Annotated in this window: 17 protein-coding genes; 10 read left to right on the plus strand and 7 right to left on the minus strand. The window is 75.3% G+C overall.

From position 1 onward, the window contains the following. Window positions 1–70: 70 nt before the first annotated feature. The 5 genes from ACIQVZ_RS12055 to ACIQVZ_RS12075 all read left to right on the plus strand — a co-directional run bounded on the left by ACIQVZ_RS12055 (window position 71) and on the right by ACIQVZ_RS12075 (window position 5,179). On the plus strand, window positions 71–1,300 hold the full coding sequence (locus ACIQVZ_RS12055; protein WP_402449142.1) for a glycosyltransferase family 4 protein: 1,230 nt from the start codon (window positions 71–73) through the stop codon (window positions 1,298–1,300). Continuing rightward, a complete protein-coding gene (locus tag ACIQVZ_RS12060) occupies window positions 1,297–2,523 on the plus strand; it encodes a glycosyltransferase (protein WP_402449144.1) in 1,227 nt (408 codons plus the stop codon). Before ACIQVZ_RS12055 ends, ACIQVZ_RS12060 begins: the two co-directional genes overlap by 4 nt. Next, window positions 2,498–3,379: an SGNH/GDSL hydrolase family protein gene (locus tag ACIQVZ_RS12065; RefSeq protein WP_402449146.1), complete on the plus strand. Its 882-nt coding sequence runs from the start codon at window positions 2,498–2,500 to the stop codon at window positions 3,377–3,379. Before ACIQVZ_RS12060 ends, ACIQVZ_RS12065 begins: the two co-directional genes overlap by 26 nt. 103 nt (window positions 3,380–3,482) lie before the next feature. Continuing rightward, a complete protein-coding gene (locus ACIQVZ_RS12070) occupies window positions 3,483–4,616 on the plus strand; it encodes an NUDIX domain-containing protein (RefSeq protein ID WP_402449147.1) in 1,134 nt (377 codons plus the stop codon). 146 nt (window positions 4,617–4,762) lie between these two features. Next, window positions 4,763–5,179: a DUF6188 family protein gene (locus tag ACIQVZ_RS12075; RefSeq protein ID WP_063350273.1), complete on the plus strand. Its 417-nt coding sequence runs from the start codon at window positions 4,763–4,765 to the stop codon at window positions 5,177–5,179. A 98-nt stretch (window positions 5,180–5,277) separates the two neighbouring features. Here the strand turns inward: ACIQVZ_RS12075 and ACIQVZ_RS12080 are convergent, their stop codons facing one another. From ACIQVZ_RS12080 to ACIQVZ_RS12100, 5 genes are all read right to left on the minus strand, one after another. Further along, on the minus strand, window positions 5,278–5,652 hold the full coding sequence (locus tag ACIQVZ_RS12080; protein ID WP_350879111.1) for a hypothetical protein: 375 nt from the start codon (window positions 5,650–5,652) through the stop codon (window positions 5,278–5,280). Window positions 5,653–5,707: 55 nt separating this feature from the next. Then, entirely contained in the window at window positions 5,708–6,103 is a 396-nt protein-coding gene (locus ACIQVZ_RS12085; RefSeq protein WP_350879110.1) for a roadblock/LC7 domain-containing protein, read from the minus strand. A gap of 82 nt (window positions 6,104–6,185) precedes the next feature. Further along, window positions 6,186–7,193, minus strand: a complete 1,008-nt coding sequence (locus ACIQVZ_RS12090) for a hypothetical protein (protein ID WP_402449152.1) — start codon at window positions 7,191–7,193, stop codon at window positions 6,186–6,188. Between the two features lie 88 nt (window positions 7,194–7,281). After that, window positions 7,282–7,665, minus strand: coding sequence for a hypothetical protein (locus ACIQVZ_RS12095; RefSeq protein WP_402449154.1), 384 nt, complete (start codon window positions 7,663–7,665; stop codon window positions 7,282–7,284). 662 nt (window positions 7,666–8,327) lie between these two features. After that, window positions 8,328–8,936: a TetR/AcrR family transcriptional regulator C-terminal domain-containing protein gene (locus ACIQVZ_RS12100; RefSeq protein ID WP_363585199.1), complete on the minus strand. Its 609-nt coding sequence runs from the start codon at window positions 8,934–8,936 to the stop codon at window positions 8,328–8,330. 235 nt (window positions 8,937–9,171) lie between these two features. On the opposite strand from ACIQVZ_RS12100, the gene ACIQVZ_RS12105 reads away from it, so the two are divergent. Then, window positions 9,172–10,782 (plus strand): amidohydrolase, encoded by a 1,611-nt coding sequence (locus ACIQVZ_RS12105; RefSeq protein WP_402449157.1) that lies wholly within the window; start codon window positions 9,172–9,174, stop codon window positions 10,780–10,782. Window positions 10,783–10,951: 169 nt separating this feature from the next. Further along, on the plus strand, window positions 10,952–12,502 hold the full coding sequence (locus ACIQVZ_RS12110; RefSeq protein WP_402449159.1) for an APC family permease: 1,551 nt from the start codon (window positions 10,952–10,954) through the stop codon (window positions 12,500–12,502). 54 nt (window positions 12,503–12,556) lie between these two features. Here ACIQVZ_RS12110 and ACIQVZ_RS12115 read toward each other — a convergent pair whose 3' ends face one another. Next, the gene (locus tag ACIQVZ_RS12115) at window positions 12,557–13,564 is read right to left on the minus strand and encodes an MsnO8 family LLM class oxidoreductase (RefSeq protein WP_402449161.1); all 1,008 of its coding nucleotides are present in this window, start codon (window positions 13,562–13,564) and stop codon (window positions 12,557–12,559) included. A 72-nt stretch (window positions 13,565–13,636) separates the two neighbouring features. Beyond that, window positions 13,637–14,836 (minus strand): peptidoglycan-binding protein, encoded by a 1,200-nt coding sequence (locus ACIQVZ_RS12120; protein ID WP_402449163.1) that lies wholly within the window; start codon window positions 14,834–14,836, stop codon window positions 13,637–13,639. Between the two features lie 373 nt (window positions 14,837–15,209). Here ACIQVZ_RS12120 and ACIQVZ_RS12125 point away from each other — a divergent pair, with 373 nt between their 5' ends. From ACIQVZ_RS12125 to adhP, 3 genes are all read left to right on the plus strand, one after another. Continuing rightward, complete coding sequence (locus ACIQVZ_RS12125) at window positions 15,210–16,535, plus strand: DUF6271 family protein (RefSeq protein WP_350879102.1); 1,326 nt, start codon at window positions 15,210–15,212, stop codon at window positions 16,533–16,535. Further along, window positions 16,532–17,035 carry a GNAT family N-acetyltransferase gene (locus ACIQVZ_RS12130; RefSeq protein WP_350879101.1) on the plus strand — a complete coding sequence of 168 codons (504 nt, stop codon included), beginning with the start codon at window positions 16,532–16,534 and terminating at the stop codon, window positions 17,033–17,035. The genes ACIQVZ_RS12125 and ACIQVZ_RS12130 overlap by 4 nt, the downstream gene beginning before the upstream one ends. A gap of 133 nt (window positions 17,036–17,168) precedes the next feature. Next, on the plus strand, window positions 17,169–18,182 hold the full coding sequence (gene adhP, locus ACIQVZ_RS12135) for an alcohol dehydrogenase AdhP (protein WP_350879100.1): 1,014 nt from the start codon (window positions 17,169–17,171) through the stop codon (window positions 18,180–18,182). The last annotated feature ends 38 nt before the right edge of the window (window positions 18,183–18,220 follow it).

Genomic DNA, 18,220 nt, shown 5'->3' on the forward strand with positions numbered 1-18,220 from the left:
CCGACCCGCGTTCGCTTCTATGACAGATCCCTTTGGCCGGGTGCACGCCGGGCGCGGAGAGAACACTGGCATGCGCGTCGTCATCGTCACCGAATCCTTTCCGCCCGAGGTCAACGGAGTCGCCCACAGCGTGCTGCGGACGGCCGAGCATCTGGTCCGCCGGGGCCACCAGCCACTCGTCGTCACCCCCGCACCCGCGCGGGGCGCCGCGTGCCCGCCGCACACCTTCGGCGGCTCCGAAACGGTGGAGCTGCCGGTGGTGCGCATTCCGTCGGTGCCGCTGCCCGGATACCCGCAGGTGCGGATCGCGCTGCCGAGCCGGCAGCTGGCGGCCGCCGTCGCCGGGCACCGGCCGGACATCGTGCACCTGGCCAGCCCGTTCGTGCTCGGCGCGCGCGGGGTGCAGGTCGCGGCCCGCCTCGGTGTCCCCGCCGTGGCCGTCTACCAGACCGACCTCGCCGGGTACGCGCACGCCTACCGGGCCGGGCGGGGCCTCGGGGAGGCGGCGGCCTGGCGGCGGATCCGGGCCGTGCACCGGGCCGCCGCCCGGACGCTGGCGCCGTCCACCCCCGCCGCCCAGGACCTCACCGCGCACGGAGTGCCCCGGGTGCAGCTGTGGCCGCGCGGGGTGGACTCGGTGCGGTTCCACCCCCGGCACCGGGACGAGGCGCTGCACCGGGCGCTCGCCCCGGGCGGGGAGGTGCTGGTCGGGTACGTCGGGCGACTGGCGCCCGAGAAGCGGGTCGACCTGCTGGCCGCCGCGTCGGCCCTGCCCGGGGTGCGGGTGGTGGTGATCGGGGACGGGCCGTCCGGACCCGGGCTGCGGACCTCGATGCCCGGCGCGGTGTTCCTCGGCCGCCGGACCGGCGAGGAACTGGCCCGCTGTTTCGCGACCCTGGACGTGTTCGTGCACACCGGCCCGCTGGAGACCTTCTGCCAGACCATCCAGGAGGCGATGGCGAGCGGCGTGCCGGTGATCGGTCCGGCCGCCGGCGGCCCGCTGGATCTGGTCGCGCACCACCGGACGGGCCTGCTGGTACCGCCCCGGGACGGCGCCGCGGTGGCCCGGGCGGTGGCGGAACTGGCCGCCGACCCGGGGCGGCGGGCCGCGTACGGGCGCGCCGGACGGGCCGAGGTGACCGCGCGGACCTGGGAGGCGGTCGGCGACCTGCTGCTGCGGCACTACGCGGAGGTCCTCTCCGAGCACCGCGGCACACCGGCGGCTCCCCTTTCCGCTCCCCCTTCCACTCCCCCGGCGGTCGTCGAGCCGGTCGCCGTCGTGGAGGAGCTGCCGGCATGACGGACACCGCCGACCGCGAGCCGCTGACCATCGTGCGGCTCGCGAACTTCGTCACCCCGGTCTCCGGGGGCCTGCGCACCGCGCTGCGCCACCTCGGTGCCGGCTATCTGGCCGCCGGGCACCGGCCGGTGCTGATCGTGCCCGGGGAGCGGCGCAGCGAGGAGGAGGGCGAGCAGGGACTGGTGGTCACCCTGCCCGGGCCGGTGCTGCCGGCCAGCGGCGGCTACCGGGTGCTCACCGACCGGCGGGCGGTGGCCGCCGAACTGACCCGGCTGAAGCCCGACCGACTGGAGGTGTCCGACCGCACCACGCTGCGCTGGACCGGCAGTTGGGCCCGGCGGCACGGCGTCCGCTCGGTGATGGTGTCGCACGAGAGCGCCGTCGGGGTGCTGCGCACCTGGGGGCTGCCCCGCCCGCTCGCCGACGCGGCCGCCGACCGGCTCAACGCGGCGACGGCCCGTACGTACGACGCGGTGCTCTGCACCACCGACTGGGCGGCGGCGGAGTTCCGGCGGATCGGCGTGCCCAACCTGGCCCGGGCCCCGCTCGGCGTGGACCTGGACGCGATGCGCCCGATGCCGCCGGCCGCGCGGGCCCGGGAGCGGGCGCGGTACTGCGGGCCGGACGACGTGCTGCTGGTGCTCTGCTCCCGGCTCTCGGCCGAGAAACGGCCCGAGCGGGCGGTCGAGGCGCTGGCCGCACTGCGGGCCCGGGGGCTGCCGGCCGTCCTGGTGGTGGCCGGGGCCGGACCGCTGCGGGACCGGCTGGCGGCCCGGGCGGAGCGGCTGCGGCTGCCGGTGCGCTTCCTCGGGCACCTGGGCTGGCGGGAGGAACTGGCCCGGCTGCTGGGCTGCGCGGACGTGGTGCTCGCGCCCGGGCCGGTGGAGACCTTCGGGCTCGCCGCGCTGGAGGCGCTGGCCTGCGGGACGCCGGTGGCGGTCAGCCGCTCCTCCGCGCTGCCCGGGCTGGTCGGCCTGGCCGGGGTGGCCGCCGCCGACACCGGCGCCGGATTCGCCGGGGCGGTACGGGAGTTGCTGGCGCGCCCGGAGCAGGCGCGGCGGGCCGGCGCCCGGGCCCGGGCCGAGCGGTACGGCTGGCCGGCCGCGGTGGCCGCGTTCCTCGCGGCCCACGACGCGCCGAACCCCGGCGTACGGAACCACGGCGTACGGAACCCCGGTGCGGTGGAGGAGGGCTGGGATGAGCGTGCTCGGCACTGGGCGTGACCGGTCCGCGGACGGCCGGCCGGCCACCGGCGGGCCGGTGCGGTTCGTCGCGCTCGGGGACTCGCTGACCGAAGGGGTCGGGGACCCGGTCGGTGAGGGATGGCGCGGCTGGGCCGCCGTCCTGGCCCGGTCGCTGGCACCCGAGGGCGGCGTCGAGTTCACCAACCTGGCGTGCAGCGGCGCCCAGACCACTGACCTGACGAATCGTCAACTCCCTTCCGCGCTCGCGCTGCGGCCGCGGTTCGCGGCCGTGGTGATCGGCGGTAACGACACGCTGCGGGCGGGCTTCGACATCCGGCGCACCACCCTGGAACTGGACGCCACCCTGGGCGAACTCTCCAGCCACGGCGCCGTCCTGCTGACCGCCTGCCTGCCTGATCCGGGCACCCTGCTCCGCCTGCCCGCGCCGCTGGCCCGACCGCTGGCGCGGCGGATGCAGGCCGTCAACACCGTCGTGCACGCCCTCACCGCCCGGCACCGGGCGGTGCACCTGCACATCGCCGAGCTGCCCTGGTGCGCGCAGCGCCGGCTGCTCAGCGTCGACCGGCTGCACCCCAGCGCCGAGGGCCACCACCTGATCGCCCGCGGGTTCCACGAGCTGCTCGCCGCCGCCGGCCACCCCCTCGGCCCGCCGCCCGTCGACACCCCCGCCGAGGCCCCGCCCGGCCGGGCCGCCGACCTGTGGTGGATGGCCACCCAGGGCACCCGCTGGGTGGCCGCCCGAAGCACCGACCTGCTGCCCGGACTGCTCGCCCTGGCGGCGGCCGAAGGCTTCGCCCGGCTGCGCGGGTCCAACGGACGGCACGACGAGCAGATGGCCCGCGCGGCGGCGCAGGCCCTCGCGTCACTGGGGTGAGGCGGCGAGGGCTCGGCCAGGCCCGCGGGGGGAACCATGAAGGAGGTCCGCCGAGTCGTCGGGGGGCACGGCCTTCGAACCGGGCCTGACGGAGGGAGCAGCGGTGGACGCGTCATCCGGGAGCGGGCGGGAGTTGCTGGCGGCGGCGGGGGTGCTGTTCCCGGACGGGCGGGGGCGGGTGCTGGTGGTGCGGTTGCCGTACGACCGGAAGCATCCGGTGGCGATCCCGGGCGGCGGGTGGGAGCCGCAGGATCGCTCGCCACGGGAGACCGCGCTGCGCGAGGTGGTGGAGGAACTCGGGTTCACACCCCGGCTGGGGCCGCTGGCCTGCGTCGACTGGACGCTCGACCACTTCCGGCCGCCGATCGCCGCGTACCTGTACTGGGCGCAGCCGCTCACCGCCGAACAGGCCGCGGCGATCCGGCCGGACGCGGCGGAGGTCGGCGGCTGGGCCTGGCTGACCCCTGACCAGGCGGGCCACGCGCTGCCGCCCCTGCTGTCCCGCCGGGTCACGGCCTGTCTGCGGGCGCCGCGGTCGGCCGGTCCGCTGGAGCTGGAGGACAGCAGGCCCGTGGGGCACACCCTCGACCACCTGCCGGCGGACGAACCGCCGCCCGCGTACACCGGGTTGGCCGGGGTGCCCGCCCTGGGCCCCGCCCCCGCCCCGGACGGGCCGGGGGCGGGGCCCGGGTACGAGCCGCCGATGGACCGGGCCACCTACATCGCCACCCGCCCGCGGATCCGGGCCAAGGCCCGGGCCCTGTTCACCGACGACGCCGGGCGGGTCCTGCTGGTCCGGCTGCGGCCGTGGGAGGGGCCGCGCGGCCGGGTGCCGCGCTGGACGCTGCCGGGTGGCGGGATCGAGGCGGACCGGGAACTGCCCCGGGCGGCCGTCCGGCGCGAGATCCGCGAGGAACTGGGCTGGGAGGTCGAACCGGGGCGGCTGCTGGCGCTGGACTGGCAGCCCGGGGCGGCCGCCGACCCGGAGGCCGACCCGGCGACCGGGCGGGACACCGCGGTGCTGGTGTCCGTATTCGACGGGGGCACGGTGACGGAGCGGATGCTCGGTTCGATCGCGCTGCCGGAGGAGGAGCTGGTGGAGTGGCGGCTCTGCGGCCCCGCCGAGGCACGGGCTCTGCTGACCGGCCCGTCCTGGGCCCGGACGGCCGCCGCGCTGGCCGCGCGGGAGCGGGCGGGCGGGCCGGCCGAGCTGGTGCGCGGACGCGCCGCCGGGTAGCGGCGGGCGGGCCGGGTGGGCCGGCCGGGCCAGGCGGGCGGGTCGAGCGGGTCGAGCGGGTTCAGGAAGGCGAGTCAGGCGGGCTGGTCGGGCGGGGCTGTCGGGCAGGGCGGACAGCGCCGGGTCGGGTGGGTCACACTGGGGCCATGCAGAACGGGATCACGCAGCACGGGATCACGGAGGCGCTGGCCGGCCGGCGAGTGGCGTCGGTCAGCGGCGGCGACCGGCTGGACCTCACCCTCGACGGGCCGGTGACCGTCCGGGTGGCGCACGAGTTCCGCCTCGCCGCGCCCTCCTTCACCGCCCCGGCGGAGGTCGAGCACTACTTTCCGGCGCTGACCGTCCGCCCGACCGGCACTCTGCTCGCGCTCGTCGGCCGGACCGTCGACACCGCCGAGATCACCCTCGCCGGCGGCCTGGAGCTGGCCTTCGCGGAAGGCGGCGCGCTGTCCGTCCCGCCGCACGCGCAGCTCGCGCCGTGGAGCGTGGAGACCGCCGAGGGCGCGGTGTGCGCGGGGCTGCCGGGCGGCGAGGTCCGGTGGACGGCGCCCGGCGCGGCCTGAGCCGACGCCGGGCCGACGCTTCGTCCGGTCGGACTCTCCGGACTCTCCGGCCTGTCCGAGCTTGTCGAGCTGTCCGCCTGTTCGAGCTGTCCGGCCTGTCAGACCTCCAGCTCGGCCTCGATCCTGGTGAGCTGGTGGCGGGCCATCGCCAGGTTGGCGCGCGCCTTGTCCAGCGCCAGGTAGAGGAAGAGGCCCTTCCCGGTGCGGCCGGCGAGCGGCCGGATCAGGTGGTACTGGCTGCTCAGGGTGATCAGGATGTCCTCGATCCCGTCCTGTAGGCCGAGCATGTCCATGGTGCGCATCTTGGCGCGGACCACGTCCGTGTTCCCCGCCGCGGCCACGTTGAGGTCCAGCCCGCCGGGGCCGTCGAGGGTGGCGAGCGCCATGCCGCTGTTGTAGTCCACGAGTGCCGCGCCGATGGCGCCCTCGATGCTGGTCATGGCCTGCTTGAGTGCGCCGGCTGCGTCGGTCATCTGGGTAACTCCCTTTCGGTGGTGGGGTGCTGGGGTGCTGTGGTGATAGGTGCGGTCAGGCCGGGTCGCGCGGGTCCTTGGGCAGGAGGCTGTCGCTGAGCAGCCCGGCGATCCGCTGGGCCGAACGGCGGGCCTCCAGGTGCAGCCGGCCGACGTTGACGTCCGGGTGCGCCAGCAGGGCCAGCACGCAGCTGCCCCCGGCCGCGTAGGTGGCGACGTAGCCGTGCTCGCCGCGCACCAGCGACTCGCGGAACTCGCCCTGGCCGGTGGTGTCCGCGAGCCGCTGGGCCAACGACAACGAGGCCGCCGTCATCGCGGCCAGGCCGGAGGGTTCCGCCCCGTGGGTGTCGTGCGCGACCAACAGGCCGTCCACGCTGGCCACCAGGCCACCCGCGAGGTGCGGGACGCGCTGCTTGACGGCGCGGAGCTCGGCGAGCAGTTCGGTCTCCAAGGCGATCAGTTGTCTCCTTCCGACACGCTGCTTGAGCGCCCGCCTCATGGCCGGGACGGCGGGGTCGCGGGTGGAGAGTGGTTCAAAGTCGGGCCTCCAGAAGGGTTCGGACCCGGGTCAGCAGCGCGATGTCCGGGTCGGGGACGGCCAGCGGGTGGGCCGCGGCCGTGGTGGGCGGGCGATCGGAGCGGGTGGGGGCCACGGGGCCGGACGGCGTGGCGCCGGCGAGGGTGGCGCCGGGGACCCGGCGGTGCAGGCCTCCCGGCTGGGGGGCGGGGGCCGGCGCGTCGGGGGCCGGCGCCACGGGCGTCGCGGGTGTCCCGGGCGTCGCGGATACCACCGCCACCGCGGGTACCACCGCCACCGCGGGTACCACCGCCGGTGCGGCGTGCCGCGGGGCGGCGAGCAGCCCGGCGGCGGCCAGGCGGCGGACGTCCGCCGTGACGCCGAAGCCGGACCGGCCGAGCAGCCGCGCCAGGTCCGCCGGGGTTCTTCGGCCGTCGGCGTGGTCCAGCAGTTCGCACCGGCGGCGGCCGGGCGGGCGGTGCGACGGCCGCGGGACCGGCACCACCGGGCGGACCGGCGCGGTGTCGAGCTGCGGCCAGGGCCAGATCCGTTCCAGCAGCCGGCCCCGGCGCTCGACCTCGCGGCGCAGCCGGCCGGGGTCGACCGTGGCCACCGGGCCCAGCCAGTGCCGGGCGTCGGGCTCGAACCGCCAGACGCCGCCGGTCCGGTCGGCGAGGACGAAGAACGCGGCGTCGAAGAGCGTGCCCAGGTGGCCGAGTTCGAGCTCGCCCCGGGTGAGCAGCCGCCGTTCGACCAGTGCCTCACCGACCCGGGCGCGCGGGCCGTGGAGCCGGAGCAGCTCCGCCCACTGCCCGGGGGTGATCCGGCCGCAGCCGGTGAGCAGTTCGGCCAGGCCGGGTGCGCGCGGGGAGTCGGCGTGGGCCACCTGGCCGTCGACGAGGTGCAGGCTGCCGAGCGGGCCGCGCAGGGCGCCGGTGGCGCGGCGGGCGGCGAGCAGGCCGAGGGCCTCGCCGGGGGTCTGCGGCGGGGCGGGCGGGCGGACGGCGGCGGGCGCGGCGGTCATCGGGGCCACCGGCCGGTGGAGCGCGGACGGCGGGGGCGGCCCGCCCGGTGTGCTGGCCGAAACCCGATGGCCGCGGTGGGCGGCCCGCTCACCCCAGCACCAGTTCCTCGGCGAGCGCCTGGAGGCGGTAGCGGGCGGCGGCGAGGTTGCCCTGGGCACGGTCGAGCCAGAGGTGGAGGACGAGGCGGCTGTCGAAGACGGTGTCGATGAAGCAGATGAGGTGGTAGCTGCGGCCGGCGGTGAGGATGACGTCCTGCAACGGCGACCGCCGATCCTCCGCCCCGGTGAAGGTCTGGCTCTCAACGGCCGCCCGCACCAAGTCGGTTGTCTCGGCGGCCGCGGTCTCGTGGTCGCCGGTCGGGCACTCGCCGAGGCTGCCGAGTGCGAGTCCGCTGCTCCAGTCGACCAGGCTCGCGGAGCGTGCCCCGGAGATCGACATCGCTCCGGCGAGGCATTCGTCGATACCCGGCACACCGGCTCCTTCGAGGGGGTCTGGGCAGCCGGGCGCAGCACGGCACGGCCGGGCCGCCACCAGCAGTGGCGGGCTCGACACGGAAGGCTACTGCCGGATTCCATATGACGAACATTCCAATGGCATATTCACATCAGTAGCGTCCACTTCCGGCCAAGGTGTGACAAGGCGTCAGCCACCGCCGCCGGGCGAACCCGCTGGCCCAGGGGCGGTCGCGGACCGCGACCCACCGCCACCCGCCGACCACCTGGCAGGGGAGCTTGGCCGAGAACCGGCCGCATGGCAGGGTTTCGACCGCCGGCCTGCGGTAGAAGGGCCGGGCGAACAGGTCTACACCACCGGGTCGCCGCCCGACTGCCGCCGGAACCTCCGGCGCCTCCAGTACCTCCGGACATGACGAAGGGGCCCGTTCCGCTGGACGGAACGAGCCCCTTCGAGTGGAGCGCCAGGCCCGGGTCGCACGGACTCTTCCTACTGAAAGTAGGACGTGCTCTGGTAGCACCGCTGACGCCTGTTCGGAAGTTTGTTTCCCTCCCGACGAGAAGAACATTAGCAGGTCATCACGCCTGCTCAGAAACCGGATGGAGGAACGGGACCGGACCCGGCGGTACCGCGGCGACCCGACCCCGGCGCGACTGCCCCGACCCCGGCACGAAGGGCGGTCAGGGCAGTAGCGCCCGGTAACCCGCGATCAGGGCGGTGAGGCCCAGCTCGAAGGCCCGGTCGGCGCGTTCGCGGCCGGCGGGGACGGCATCGAGGGCGTCGGCCAGGCGCGGGGTGGCGTCCCGGTCGACGGCGTCGACCATGACGTCCGGGGCGACCAGGTCGAGCGCGGAGCCGAGGATGAAGCTCTCCAGGGCGGTGATCACGCCCATCACGTCCCGCGCGGCGAAGCCCGCGCCCTCCAGGGTGGCGACGGCGCGCTCGTACAGCGCGTGCATGAACGGCTCGGCGAGCGGGGCGGTGGCGAGCAGGCGGACGATGCCCGGGTGTTCGGCGAAGGCGTCCCGGTAGGCGTGCGCCCAGGTGCGCAGCGCCGCGTCCCAGGGCTGGTCCCACATCGACTGCTCGCCGATGGTGCGGACGAGTTCGGCGCGCATCAGGGCGACGATCTCGGCCCGGCCGGCGACGTGGTGGTAGAGCGCGGAGGGGCTGACCTTGAGGGCACCGGCGAGGCCGGGGATGGTGAGGTCGCCCGCCTCGTCGACCAGCCGCAGCGCGGTGTCGACGATGCGCTGCCGGTCCAGCAGGGGTGTGCGCGGCCTGGCCATGCCGGTTCCTCGTCTTTCGGGGAGTCTTTCGGGGAATCCTTCGGGAAGCCCTTCGGGGAGTCCTTCAGGGGGCCTTCCGGAGCACTCTCAAGATCATCGTTACCCAAGCGTTACTGAATGGCTTTCAATAAAACTCTTCCGCACCCGCCGGTGCCGCGCCTACGGTAACCGAACCCCATTCGGTTTAGGCAGGTCGCCCTCGTCACCTGCCGCGACCCGGAGAGGACGCTCCCCCATGCGTGCCGACACGATCTTCACCGGCGGCCGGATCCACACCGGAGACCCCGCCCACCCCGCCACCCACGCCCTCGCCGTCACCGCCGGGCGGATCACCGCCCTCGGCGACGCGGCGCTCGCCCTGCGCGACGACCGCACCGAGACCGTCGACCTGGCCGGCGGCGCCCTGCTGCCCTCCTTCGGCGACGGCCACCTCCACCCGCTGCTCGGCGCCATCGGGCTGCGCGGCGTGCCGGTGCGCGACTGCACCAGCCTGGCGGAGGTCGTCGAGGCCGTCCGCAGCTGGGCCGCCCGGCACCCAGAGGCCGAGTGGATCACCGGGGACGCCGTCAATCCGTGGCTCGCCGAGGGCGGCCTGTTCGACGCCCGGCTGCTCGACGCCGCCGTCCCCGACCGGCCCGTCCTGCTGCGCACCATGGACCACCACACCGGCTGGGCCAACAGCGAGGCGCTGCGCCGCGCCGGGTACGGGCCGGACACGCCCGAGCCCGTGGGCGGCGAGATCGTCCGCCGCCCGGACGGCTCCCCGCTCGGCACCCTGCGCGAGTTCGGCGCCCTCAACCCCGTCCTCGCGCTCGTCCCGCCGCTCCCGCTCGCCGAACAGGTCGCCGCCCTGCGCGAGACCACCGCCGCACTCGCCGCCGCCGGGCTCACCTGGCTCCAGGACGCCTGGATCGAGCCCGCGCAGGTCGACACCTGGCTCGCCGCCGTCGCCGAGCACGACCTGCCCGTCCGGGCCGGGCTCGCCCTGCTGCTCGAACCGGACGGCTGGCGCGCACGGCTCCCCGGCCTGGCCGCCGACCGGGAGCGGGTCGAGGCCGGCGGGCGCGGCCGGCTCACCGCCCGGGCGGTCAAGTTCTTCGCCGACGGCGTCGTCGAGTCCGGAACGGCCGCCCTGCTGGCGCCCTACAGCGACTGCCCGCACTCCCACGGCGTCGCCAACTGGACCGGCGCCGAACTGGCCGACGCCGTCACCGCCGTCGACGCGCTCGGCTTCCAGCCACACATCCACGCCATCGGCGACCACGGCGTCCGGATCGCCCTGGACGCCGTCGAGGCCGCCACCCGCCGCAACGGCCTGCGCGCCCGCCGCCCGGTGATCGCCCACGTCCAGCTGGTCGACCCGGCCGACCTGCCCCGCTTCGCCGAACTCGGCGTGATCGCCAACTTCGAACCGCTGTGGGCCCAGACCGACCCGCTGATGACCGAACTCACCCTCCCCCGGCTCGGCCCCGAGCGCGGCGCCCGGCAGTACCAGATCGCCGCGCTGCTGCGCGGTGGCGCCCGGGTCTCCTTCGGCAGCGACTGGCCGGTCACCCGTTACGAGCCGCTGGCCGGTCTCGCCACCGCCGTCACCCGGCAGACCCCGGACGGCCTGCCGGCCGGCGGCTGGCTGCCCGAGGAGCGGATCGGGCTCACCGAGGCCCTCGCCGCGTACTCGGCGGGTGTCGCGCACCAGGCCTTCGAGGAGGCGGAGTGGGGCGTGCTGCGGCCCGGGATGCGGGCCGACCTGGTGCACCTGGCGGCCGACCCCTACGCGGTGCCGGCCGACGAGCTGGCCGCCGTCCCGGTGGCCGGGACCTGGCTCGGCGGCCGACGCACGCACTGAAGCCGACACACGCACTGAAGCCTGCGCACGCACCGACCCCCGAGGCGGGATCCCCCGTCCCCCGCCCGCCGGAACGCCCCCCACGGCGTCCGCACCCCGTCGACCGCCCGCCCCCGATCGGCGGCCGACCGCTCTACCCTCGTCCGTACGACCCCAGGAGAGCTCCCCCATGACCCTGCCCTCCGACGCGGCCTCCCCGACCGCACCCGGCTCCCCCCGCACCGGCCCCGGCACCGGCCGCGCCGGGCCCAGCAGCACCGGGCCCGGCACCGCAGCCGCTGGCTCCACCGGCCCCGCCCGCCTGGAAGGCGGCGTGCTCGGCACCGGCGACATCGTCTTCTTCGTCGTGGCCGCCGCCGCACCGCTGACCGTGATGGCCGGCGTGGCCCCGTTCGCGATCGCCTTCGGCGGGATCGGCACGCCCGTCGCCTACCTGGCCACCGGCGTCATCCTGGCGCTCTTCGCGGTCGGCTTCACCACCATGACCGCGCACATCCGCAACGCCGGCGCGTTCTACGCCTACGTCACCCGCGGCCTCGGCCGCCCCGCCGGGCTCGGCGCCGCGCTGCTCGCGGTGCTCTCGTACAACGCCATCCAGATCGGCATGTACGGCGCCTTCGGCTTCTTCGCCCACACCACCGCCGCCGACCTGCTCGGCCTGGACCTGCCCTGGCCGGTCTGGGCGCTGCTCGGCGTCGCGGTGGTCTGGCTCCTCGGCTACCGCTCGATAGACCTCGGCGCCAAGGTGCTCGGCGCGCTGCTGATCGCCGAGACCGGCATCCTGCTGGTGCTCGCCGTGGCGGTGCTGGTGCGCGGCGGCGCGCACGGGCTCGACCTGTCCTCGTTCGCCCCGCACAACGTGTTCTCCGGGGGCATGGGCGGGGTGCTCGGGCTCTCCTTCGCCGCGTTCATCGGCTTCGAGGCCACCGCCATCTACCGCGAGGAGGCCCGCGAACCACGGCGGACGGTGCCGCGCGCCACCTACGCGGCGATCGCCTTCCTCGGCCTCTTCTACACCTTCATCACCTGGATGATCGTGCAGGCCTTCGGCGCCACCGAGGCCGTCGCGACGGCCACCGCCGACCCGGCCGGGATGTTCTTCACCGCGATGACCGACTACGTCGGCGCCTGGGCCACCGACCTCCAGCGGGTGCTGATCGTGACCAGCCTGCTCGCCGCGCTGCTCGCCTTCCACAACACCATCACCCGCTACGGCTACGCCCTCGCCACCGAGCAGGCCGCCCCGGCCGCGCTCGGCCGGGTCCACCCGCGCCACGGCTCCCCGTGGATCGGCGGCATCGCGCAGTCGGTGCTGGCGGCGGTGGCCGTCGTGGTGGCGGCGCTGATCGGCGCCGACCCGTACAACCAGTTCTTCCTCTGGGTGAACTCCCCCGGCGTGGTCGGCATCCTGGTGCTGCAGGCGCTCGCCGGGCTGTCCGTGTACGCCTTCTTCCGCCGCCATCGCGAGGCGGCCGCGAGCGCCGGGGTGTTCCGGACGGTCGTGGCGCCGGTCGCCGCCACCGTGCTGCTGTGCGGGGCGACGGCGCTGGTGGTGTGGCGGCTGGACCTGTTCACCAATGCCGGGCCGGAGGTCAACTGGCCGCTGGTGGCGATCGTGCCGGTGGTGTTCCTGACGGGCGTCGCCATCGCGCTGCGGCTGCGGGCGCGGCGGCCCGAGGTGTACGCCCGGCTCGGGACGTCGGAGGTCGACGCGGGCTGAGCGGGCGACGGCGCCGCAGGCACGGCCCGCCTGCCTCGGACCCGGCCGGCGGCCTCAGGCCTGGCCGACCGCCTCGGCGAGCAGCCGGTAGGAGTCGAGGAGGGCGGCGCGGTCGTAGGTGCTGGTGGTGACCAGGAACTCGTCCGCGCCGCTGCGCGCCACCAGGGCCGCGAGTTCGGCGGCGGCCCGCTCCGGGGTGCCCGCGATGTGGCCCTTCAGCGACTGCTCGTAGGCGGCCTGCTCGCGCGGGCTCATCGGCCGGGCCAGGATCTCGGCGGCGGGCGCCAGCGGCGGGAACTCGCCGTGGGTGCGGGAGTACGCGCCGGACCACGCCTCCGGAACGAGCAGTTCGCGCGCCCGGCCCGCGCTCCCCGCGACGGCGACCGTGCCCGAGACCACCACGTACGGCTCGGCGGCCTGCGCCGAGGGGCGGAACCGGCCGCGGTAGCGGTCGATCGCCGCGAGCATCCGTTCCTCCCCCCGGGCGGCGGCGATGACCAGCGGCAGCCCGGCGTCGGCGGCCAGGTCGGCGCCCGCGCCGGTGGCCAGGACGAAGGCCGGCACCCGCAGGCCCTCGGCCGGGCGGGCGTGGACTCCGGGGTGGGCCTGCTGCGAGCCGTCGAAGTAGCCGAGCAGTTCGGCCAGCTGGGCGCCGAAGTCGTCCGCGGAGTCCTTCTCCCGGCCCAGCGCCCGCCGCACGCCGTCGGTGAACCCGACCGAGCGGCCGAGCCCCATGTCGATCCGGCCGGGGAAGAGCGAGGCGAGCACCCCGAACTGCTCGGCCACCACCATGGGCTGGTGGTTGGGCAGCATCACCCCGCCCGTGCCGACCCGGATCCGGGTGGTGGCCGCCGCCACCGCCGCGGCCAGCACCGTCGGCGCCGATCCCGCCACCCCGGGCACGCCGTGGTGCTCGGAGACCCAGAAGCGGTGGTACCCGAGCCGCTCGGCCTCGCGGGCGAAGGCCACCGTGTCCCGCAGCGCCTGCGCCGGCTCCTCGCCCCGTCTGGTCCGGGAGCGGTCGAGGACGGAGAGCCTGGTCGTGGGCGCGGCGCTGGTCACGCGGTGGACAACGCCCGCCGCCGAGCCGGGCATTCCCCCCTCCGCCATGCCCCGGGTGCGGACGGGCCCCGGTCAGTCCGTGACGGCGAAGCCCTGTGCCGCGCCCAGCCGGCCCAGCGAGTCCTGCCCCGGGATCCCGTCGGCGGCGGCGCCGGTGTACCCGCACCGGCGCTGCCACCCGGCGTAGGCGGTGACCGTCAGGCTGCCGAACGAGCCGTCCACCCAGCGCTGTTCGAGCAGCCCCTCGTCCGCCAGGGCCTGCTCGACGATCGCCACCTCGGCGCCGTACGTCCGGTGCCCCTGTTCGGCGCCGGGGTCGGTGCGGGCCGCCGCCACGACGTGCGCGAGCGACACCGTCCGGGGGCCGGGCAGGTAGCCGAGCAGCCGCCGCAGCGAGGCCTCCCCCGGCACGCCGTCCGCCGCCTGGCCGGAGTAGCCCAGGCTCTGCTGGTAGTCCGCGTAGTTCTCGGTGTCCGCGTCGCTCCAGTTCGGCCCGGGGCCGGAGCGGTAGTGGGCGCCGAAGCCCTGGGCGACGAGCCCCCGGCCGACCACGGTGACCTGGTAGCCCTGGGCGCCGTAGCCGTACGGGAGGCCGTTGATGGTGGTCTGGTACCGGGCCGGGGTCGGATCCGCCGGGGGCACCGGAGGGTGCTGCGAGGGCGTGGGGATCGGGGTGCCGGGGCCGGCCGTGAAGTCGGGCCAGGAGCCGGGGTCGGTGTGGTCGTTGAACGGGACGTGGGCGTGCGCGTACCAGCCGCCGCTGGCCTCCCACACCTGCTCGTCGCGGTGGCTGGTGAAGTCGACCGGCCGGCCCATCGGCCAGACGTCGGGCACGCCCCAGGAGGCGATCCAGGCGTGGATCCGGTCCCAGCCCGCGCACGGGGTGTCGACCAGCCGCGCGTACACGGTGCCCTGGTAGGTGCAGTAGGGGAAGAACACCGCCTCGATCTGGATCACCACGCGCCCGGCCCGGTTGGTGCGGGTCGGGCTCGTCGTCGGGCTGAGCAGGCTCTTCGAGCGGGAGTCGGCCGGGAACAGCTGGGCGATCCGGCCGCTGAACGGGTCCCAGACCAGGTGCGGCGCGTCGCCGGCGCCGCTGCCGGTGAAGTAGCTCACCAGGTCCTCGTAGGTGCACCAGTCCTGCGGTGCGGCGGCGGTCGCGTCGCGGTCCCAGGTGATGTGGGCGATGGCCCTCGGGGGGTACTGCTGGTCGGTCGGCGCATGGTCGCCGAGGTCGTGGATCTCGGCACCGGGCAGCCACAGGTCGGACATGCGGTCTCCTCCAGGCGGCGAACGGACGTCATTGCGGGTATCGGCAGGTTCACCCTCCGGATTGACCCCAACGGCGCAATGCACGGCGATGAACCACCCGTGCTCGCGCGCCCGTTCGGATCTGTGACGGGAATTCGTCCTCGCGTGCGGACCCGGGGGCCCGCTCCGCGAGCCGCCGGACCCGCGCTCCGCCCTGCCCGGAAGGAAGCCCGAGAGGCTCCGGAAAGCCGTCGGGCGGGGCGCATTCCACCCCGCCGCAGCCGCTCTGTCAATCGTTGACTTCGGAACTGGTCTAGTCCACGGTGGTGCGCGAAAAGCACTCATACCGTCATCACCGCCACGATTCTGACGAACCGACGGAGATCCCACCGTTATGCAACGAGTCTGCCTCGCCCTGCCCACCATGCGATCCTGCCCCGACACCATCGTGGAACTCGCCGAGGAGGCGGCCTACGCCGTCGCGAACTTCGACGTCGAGGTGCACCTCCTCATCCTCGACACCACCGACGCCGCCCAGTTCGCACAGAACGCGGACGCCGTGGCCGCCTTGGAGCCCACCCCCGGCGTGGTCGTCCACCACCTCGGCAACGCGCGGCAGCGGGAGTTCCTGCGCCGGGTGACCGAGCGCTCCGGCGCCGCCGACCCCGAGCTGCTGCTCGACATGATGCTCCCGCCGGCCGTCGCGTACGGCTCCTGCGTCAACCGGCTCTTCCTGGGCGCGGCCGCCCTGGGCTGCACCTCGGCGCACCTGCGCAACGACGACGCCGACTTCCAGGTCGTCGACGGCCGGAAGATCTTCCCGATCCACCACGAGCTGCTCTCGATCGGCCGACCGGCCGGCGAGGCGGCGGCCGACGTGACCCGCTCCGAGCTCGACCCGGCCGACGCGGACAAGCCGGTGATGCTGGTCAGCGGCTCCTTCATCGGCGAACTCAACGTGGACATCAGCGAGATCCACGAGTTGGACCCGGAGATCTACCGCGACGTGGTGCGCCTGTGGACCCCGCCGGTGTGGCCGGAGGAGGACCGGGACGCGATGGTGGACGTCTCCTTCAAGGGCGCCGGCTCCGAGCCGTTCACCACCGACGAATCCGTCCTCGGCGTGCCCGACATCTGGGACGTCTACATGTGCAACATCGCGCTGGACCACCGGGCCTACGAGGTGCTGCCGCTGCTGCCCTCGGTCAAGACCATCGGCAGCGACTACGCCCTGCTGCACGCCATGGTCCACTCCCGGCTGCCCGGCGTCGTCCACAACCGCCACATCGTCAACTACTACACGCCCGAACGCCGCATCGGCGCCGGCTTCATCTCGTACCAGATGCGGTTCGTCAAGTTCCTGCTCTCGATGCTGTACCTGTACCCGGTGTACGGCGGGATGATCGACCTCGGCCGCGGGCTGCTCGACGAGCGGCACGGGCTGAAGGTCGAACCGATCCTCGACCTGGTGCGGGGCAGCGTCGACTGGGACCGGGCCGGGAACGAGTACTGCCTGGACGTCCTGGACCGCTCCTACCGCAAGCTGGGCGGCAAGTACGCCGAGCTCGCGGACGCGGTGGCCGAGCAGCGCCAGCAGCTCCTGGACGAGGCGCAGGAGGACGCCGAGCGCTGGGCGGTGCTGATGGGGGCGTGGGCGTCGCTGGTGGCCGCCTCCCGCGCGGAGGGGCTCGGCTCCGCCTCGGAGGTCGCGGCCGGGTGAGCGAGGACCTCCGGATCCGGCTCCTGGCCGAGGGCGACTGGGACGCCGTGGTCGCCCTGGAGCACGACGCCTACGCGGCGGACGGCCTGTCGGAGGGCCGGGAGGCGCTGCAGTCCCGCGCCCTCGCCTCGCCGCGGACCTGCTTCGTGCTGGAGCAGGACGGCACGGTCCGCGGCTACCTGCTGAGCCTGCCGTACCCGCCGCTGCGCTGCCCGGACCTCGAACGGCCGGAGGAGGCGGTGTTCGCGTCGGACAACCTGCACGTGCACGACCTGGTGATCGCCGAGGACCTGCGCGGCCGGGAGGTCGCGCTGGGGTTCATCCGGCACTTCCGGGAGCAGGCGTCCGAGCAGGGCTTCGAGCGGATCTCCATGGTCGCGGTCCGCGGCACCGACATCCTGCTGCGGCTGCTCGGCTACCGCGCCCACCGCGAGGTGACGGTGCCGTCCTGCTACGGCAAGCGCGCCGTCTACATGTCGATGCCGGTGGCGGCCGGCTGACCTTCACCGGTCCACTCGTCCACTCGTCCACTCGTCCGGAGTAGTCCGGGCTGCGGCACTCACCCCGTCGGGTGATGCTGCTGACGGCTGCGCCCAGCCGCCAGCAGCATCACCACCGCCCGAGGGAGAGCGCATGAAGGCCGCCGTCGTCCACGACTTCACCGCGCCGCTGGTCATCGAGGACCGCGCCGTCCCCGAGCCCGCGCCGCACCAGGTCCGGGTCAGGATCGAGGCGTCCGGCCTCTGCCACACCGACATCCACGCCGCCCACGGCGACTGGCCGGTCAAGCCGAGCCCGCCGTTCGTGCCCGGCCACGAGGGCGTGGGGATCATCGAGGCGGTCGGCGGGGAGGTGCGGGGCGTCCGGGTCGGCGAACGGGTCGCCATCCCCTGGCTGGCCGACGCCTGCGGGCGCTGCGACCAGTGCGTCTCCGGCTGGGAGACGCTCTGCCTCCAGCAGCACAACAGCGGCTACTCGGTGGACGGCGCCTACGCCGAGTACGCGCTGGCGCACGGCGACTACGTGGTGCCCGTCCCCGACGGCCTCGACCCGCTCGACGCCGCGCCGCTGTCCTGCGCGGGCGTCACCACCTACAAGGCGCTCAAGGTCTCCGGCGCCCGCCCGGGCACCCGGGTCCTGGTCTCCGGCATCGGCGGGCTCGGCCACCTCGCGCTCCAGTACGCGCGGATCTTCGGCGCCGAGACCATCGCGGTCGACGTCACCGACGACAAACTCGCCCTGGCCCGCGAACTCGGCGCCGACCACGTCCTCGACGCCCGCACCCAGGACGTCGCGGCGGAGGTCCAGCAGCTCGGCGGCGCCCACGCGGCCATCGCCCTCGCCGTCAGCAACGCCTCCTTCCAGGCCGCTTACGGGGCCCTGCGGCGCGGCGGCACGCTCGTGCTGGTGGCGCTCCCGGCCGGCGGGAAACTCGAACTCCCGGTGTTCGAGACCGTGTTGAACGGCACCAGAGTGATCGGCTCGATCGTCGGCACCCGCCAGGACCTCGCCGAGGTCTTCCGCCTGCACGCTCTCGGCCGCACCCGCGTCATCCTTGAGCCCCGCCGCCTGGAGGAGGTGAACGCCTGCTTCGACGAGGTGCTGGGCGGCAAGGTCTCCGCCCGCCTGGTCTTCGACCTGCGCTGAGCGGCCCGCGTCGAGCGACCCGCACCCGCCGCACCCCG

Source organism: Kitasatospora sp. NPDC098663, from assembly GCF_044760075.1.
Lineage (GTDB): Bacteria > Actinomycetota > Actinomycetes > Streptomycetales > Streptomycetaceae > Kitasatospora.